Annotated in this window: 3 protein-coding genes; 1 reads left to right on the forward strand and 2 read right to left on the reverse strand. The window is 73.0% G+C overall.

The window, feature by feature from the left end:
• Positions 1-61 precede the first annotated feature (61 nt).
• Complete coding sequence (locus tag ABZ885_RS34735) at positions 62-1831, reverse strand: glycoside hydrolase family 15 protein (protein ID WP_360197814.1); 1770 nt, start codon at positions 1829-1831, stop codon at positions 62-64.
• Positions 1832-2115: 284 nt separating this feature from the next.
• On the opposite strand from ABZ885_RS34735, the gene ABZ885_RS34740 reads away from it, so the two are divergent.
• Positions 2116-2763: an HNH endonuclease family protein gene (locus tag ABZ885_RS34740; protein WP_360197817.1), complete on the forward strand. Its 648-nt coding sequence runs from the start codon at positions 2116-2118 to the stop codon at positions 2761-2763.
• A gap of 76 nt (positions 2764-2839) precedes the next feature.
• Here the strand turns inward: ABZ885_RS34740 and ABZ885_RS34745 are convergent, their stop codons facing one another.
• The gene (locus tag ABZ885_RS34745; RefSeq protein WP_360197820.1) at positions 2840-5356 is read right to left on the reverse strand and encodes an FtsX-like permease family protein; all 2517 of its coding nucleotides are present in this window, start codon (positions 5354-5356) and stop codon (positions 2840-2842) included.
• Positions 5357-5358: the final 2 nt, after the last annotated feature.

A 5358-nucleotide genomic window follows, 5' to 3' on the forward strand; every position in this document is an offset into this window, starting at 1 on the left:
GCGCTACTTGCCGCTGCTCACCAGTTCCCGTTCCCCGCCGCCTTCGCCGCCCTCGGCGGCCTCACGGCGGTTGCGCAGGATCGACGAGCCGAGCGTCGCCGGAGGGGCCGATCTCCTCGGCGAACAGGCCGACGTGGTTGGCGTAGGTGAGCATCTTGTCGAAGGCGTAGCGCGCCTGTTCGAGGCGCCCGGCACGGGCGAGGGCCTCGACGTAGAGGAAGGTGCAGAGGTTGAAGGTGCCCTCGGAGCCGCGCAGGCCGTCCGGGGAGGCGGCGGGGTCGTAGCGGTAGACCAGGCTGTCGCTCACCAGCTCCTGCTCCATCGCGTCGAGGGTGGAGAGCCAGTCGGGGTCGCGCGGGGTGATGAAGCCCATCCGCGGCATGAGCAGCAGTGAGGCGTCCAGGACCTCGGTGTCGTAGTGCTGGACGAAGGCCCGGCGCCGGTCGCTCCAGCCGCGCTCGACGAGCTGGCGGAAGACGGCGTCCCGGGCGGTGCGCCAGCGGTCGAGGTCGGCGGGGCGGGAGTGGGCGGTGGCGAGGCGGATGCCGCGGTCGAACGCGACCCAGGACATCAGCCGGCTGTAGGTGAAGTTCTGCTGCCCGCCGCGGGTCTCCCAGATGCCCTCGTCGGGGCGGTCCCAGTGGTCGGCGAACCAGTCCATCAGTTCGGCCAGGGAGTGCCAGCCGCGGAGGGCTCCGATGTCCGCGTGCTGGGCGAGGGCGTCGATGGCCTCGCCGTAGATGTCGAGCTGGATCTGGTCGGCCGCGGCGTTGCCCGCCCGGACGGGGGCCGACCTCCGGTAGCCCTCCAGGTGGCCGAGGGTCTCCTCGGTCAGGTGCGGCTCGCCGTCGACCCGGTACATGATCTGCAGCGGCTCGCCCGACGCGGTGCCGCCGGCCTCCAGCCGGGCCCGCAGCCAGCGGCGGAAGGCGTGGGCCTCGTCGGTGAAGCCCAGGTCGATCAGGGCGCGGACGGAGAGCGAGGCGTCGCGGATCCAGGTGTAGCGGTAGTCCCAGTTCCGCTCGCCGCCGACCTGTTCGGGCAGTCCCATGGTGGCGGCGGCGATCGGCGCCCCGCTGGGCGCGTAGGTGAGCAGCTTGAGGGTGATGGCGGAGCGGTTCACCATGTCGTGCCAGCGGCCCCGGTAGGTGGAGTGGCGCAGCCAGTCCAGCCAGAAGTGGCGGCAGTCGTCGAAGAGCCGCTGGGCGGTGGCCAGGTCGAGCGGGGCCTCGGCGGGTGCCGCGGAGGGCGTGCTGGTCAGGGCGAAGGCGGCGAACTCGCCGGCGTCGAGGGTGAACCGGGCGCTGATGTCGTCGCCCTCGGGGCGGAGCTCGATGCCGGGGGTGGCCGTGAGGTGCAGGTCGGTGCCGGGGCCGTGGAACCGCACCGCGCCGTCACCGTCCCGGGACAGGCTGTGGTTCGCCCGGCCGTAGTCGAAGCGGGGGCGGCAGGTGAGCTCGAACGGCAGGCTGCCGCGGACGGCCCGGGCGAGGCGTAGCACGGTGTGCCGGTCGGAGGGGGTGGAGGAGATGTCCGGGGACATGAAGTCGATGACCTCGCCCACGCCGCCCGGTGCCATGAAGCGGGTGACCAGGACGGCGGTGTCGGCCAGGTAGAGCTGCCGCACGCTGGTCTCCGGCCCGGGGTCGAGGTCGGCGGCGAGCCGGAAGCGGCCGCCGCGGTCGCTGTCCAGCAGGGAGGCGAACACGCTGGGCGAGTCGAAGCGCGGGGTGCACCACCAGTCCAGCGTGCCGTCGCCGGCCACCAGGGCGGCGGTCTGGAGGTCGCCGATCATCCCGTGGTACGCGATGGGCGGATAGGCCCGGTCCATGGGGGGCTCCCCTCTCTCCGCAGCGGCCTTTCCAGGCTAGGCCGGGTGCCCGGTCCGTGCAGTGCGGGCCGCCGTGGGCCGGCCGGTGCGGCCGCCGCCCGCCGTGCGGGCCCGGCCCCCGCTCCGCGCCATCGTCCGCGGGGGCACTGTGACCTGACTCTCACTCAAAAGTTCACCTCTAGGGTCTACCCGCGTAAACCCCCTGCACGCCATGCTGGTTGCCAGCCCGGGCGGCTCCGCCCGGGGGCTTCGGCCTGCCCTCACACCGATCCTGGAGTCCCTGCATGCCTGCCATACGCACGCCCCACCGTGCCCTGCTCGCCGTCCTCGGTGCGCTGCTGCTGGCCCTCACCACCCTGCTGGCCGGTGCCGGCACCGCCCAGGCCGCCCTGCCCACCCCGGTGTCGGCCGCCATCGCCCGCACCTACCTGGCCGCCCTCCCGGTGGCCGCGGAGACCCACGCCGACACCTACGACCGGACGCTGTTCCCGCACTGGATCACCATCTCCGGCACCTGCAACACCCGGGAGACCGTGCTCAAGCGCGACGGCAGCGGCGTGGTGACCGACTCCGCCTGTGCGTCCGTGAGCGGCAGTTGGACCTCGGTGTACGACAACGTCACCACCACCAACGCGTCCGCCTTCGACATCGACCACCTGGTGCCGCTCGCCGAGGCCTGGCGCTCCGGCGCCTGGGCCTGGACCACCGACCAGCGCAAGGCCTTCGCCAACGACCTGACCCGCCCGCAGCTGCTCGCCGTCTCGGCGTCCTCCAACCGCACCAAGGGCGACCAGGACCCGGCCGACTGGCTGCCGCAGGCCTCCTACCGCTGCACCTACGCCCGCGCCTGGGTCCAGGTGAAGTACTACTACGGCCTGAACGTCGACAGCGCCGAGAAGAGCGCGCTCTCCGCGATCCTCAACGGCTGCTGACGAAACGTTCCACCTCATGCCGGAGCCTCCGGCCGGTACCCGTTCCGGCCGGAGGCTCCTCGTCATCTCCCGTGCTCTACGCGCTCTTGATGGCGTCCAGGATGTCCACCCGGGCGGCCCGGCGGGCCGGCCAGAGGGCGGCGAGCAGGCCGATCAGGGCGGCGCCGAGCAGGAACACCAGCACCTGGACCGGCGGGACCACCGTGGTGATGCCCTTGAAGACGTCCGCGAGCGTCCGGATGCCCGCCCACGCGGTGACGATGCCGAGCAGGACGCCGACCACGCCGCCGAACAGGGCGATCACCAGCGACTCCAGCCGGACCATCCGGCCGATGCCGCGGCGGTCCAGGCCGATCGCCCGCAGCATGCCGATCTCGCGCCGGCGCTCGAACACCGACATCGCCATGGTGTTGACGACGCCGAGCACCGCGATCACCACGGACATGCCGAGCAGCCCGTACATCATGTTGAGCACGGCGGTCACCAGCTGGCGGTTCTCCGCCTTGATGTCCTTCTCGCCCTTGACCGCGATCAGCGGGTTGCCGCCGGTGGCGTCGCGCAGCGCCTGCTTCAGTCCGGCGGTCGCGCCGTCGGCGCCCTTGACCAGCACCTTGTCCAGGCCGGCGCCGGCCGAGGCGTGCGGCCCGACCACGGCGTCCGGGGCGACCAGGCCGCTCAGCACGGAGTTGGCCTCCAGCACGCCGCCGACCACCAGCGAGCCCTTGGTGCCGTCCGGGTAGGTGACGGCCAGGGCCGAGCCGACCGTGAGGCCGGTGCGCTCGGCGTGGCCGGCGGTGATCAGCAGCTTGCCCTGCTTGAGCGCGTCGGCCGCGCCCTCCTTCACCTTGACGGTGGCCAGCCGGTCGATGGTGTCCGCGTCGACGGCGGTCAGCCACTCGGTGTCGCCGTCGGCGCCGGTCTCGACCGGGACGCTGCGCATCACGCTCATCGCGGTGACGCCGGGCGTCCGGGCGATCTGGGGGGCGACGTCGGGGGAGAGCATCGAGTAGTTCTGCATGGCGACGGTGTAGTCGGCCTTCATGTCGCTCGCGGTGGCCTCGTCCACGGCCTTGTTCACCGAGGCGCCGACCACGGTCAGCGCGGTGATCAGGGTGACGCCGATGGTGAGCGCCGAGGCGGTGGCGGCGGTGCGGCGCGGGTTGCGGACGGCGTTCTCCCGGGCCAGCTTGCCCGGCGTCCCGTACAGCCTGCGCAGCAGCGGGGCGAACAGCGCGATCAGCGGCCGGGCGAGCAGCGGGGTCAGCACGAACACGCCGATCAGCAGCGCGCCGGCGCCGAGGCCGACCAGCTTGACCTCCTTGGCGGCCGAGCCGGCCAGCAGGCCGCCCACACCGGCCGCGGAGAACAGCAGGCCGATGATGTTGCGGACCAGCAGGCTCTTCTGGGTGGCGGGCTGCTCGGCCGAGCTCATCGCCGCGACGGGGGCGATCCGGGAGGCGCGGCGGGCGGGCAGCCAGGCGGCCAGCACGGTCACCAGGACGCCGACACCGACGGCGGTGAGCACCGTGGACGGGCCGACGACCAGCGGGCCGTCCGGCAGGTTGGCCTCCAGCGGGCCGTTCAGCAGTGCGCGCAGGCCGGAGGCGATGCCGACACCGGCGACGAGGCCGGCCACCGAGGCGCTCAGGCCGACCGCCAGGGCCTCCAGCAGTACGGAGCGGGTGATCTGCTTGCGGCTGGCGCCGACGGCGCGCAGCAGCGCGAGTTCCCGGGTGCGCTGGGCGACCAGCATGGTGAAGGTGTTGGCGATGATGAAGACGCCGACGAAGAGCGCGATGCCGGCGAAGACCAGCAGGGCGCGGCTCATGCCCTTGGTGCCGGCCTCGATCATCCGGTCCTGGTCGGCGGCGAGCTCGCGGCCGGTCTGCGCGTCGATCGTGTCGCCCGGCGGGACGGCCTGCTTGGCGGCGGTGAGCAGGGCGTTGTCGTCGGCGCCGGGCTTGCCCTTGACGTCGATCTCGGCGAAGCGGCCGGGGGAGAGGTAGAGCTGCTGGGCGGTCGCGGTGTCGAAGGCGGCGAGCGAGCCGCCGGAGACGACGCGCGGGTCGTTGGTGCGCAGGGTGCCGGTGAGCTTCAGCTCCATCACCGGGCCGTTGACGGCGACCCGGACGGTGTCGCCGACCTGGTAGCCGCCCTTCTCGGCGGTCCTCCGGTCGAGCGCGATCTCCTTGGCGCTCTTGGGGCCCTGGCCCTCGACCAGCGGGTACCGCGGGTCGGTGCCGTCCGCGCCGGGGACGTAGTTGGTGCCGGTGGTGGAGAAGCCGTTGCCGATCAGCGCGCCCTTGCGGTCGGCGATGCCGGCGAAACCGCTGACCACGCCGCGTGCCTCGGCGGCTCCCGGCAGGGCGGCCAGCGCCTTGCGGGTGTCCTCGGTGAGGGCGGGCCCGCCGGCGGTCCTGCCGCCGTGGTCGTAGCCCTTGCCGACGGCGCCGCGGTCGCTGACCGTGACGGTGATGTCGGTGTAGCTCTTGGCGCTCTGGGAGCGCAGCGCGTTGCCGAGGGTGTCCGTGAAGACGAGGGTGCCCGCCACGAAGGCGGTGCCGAGCATGACGGCGAGGGCCGTCATGAGCAGTC

This window comes from Kitasatospora sp. NPDC047058, assembly GCF_040643935.1.
GTDB lineage: Bacteria > Actinomycetota > Actinomycetes > Streptomycetales > Streptomycetaceae > Kitasatospora.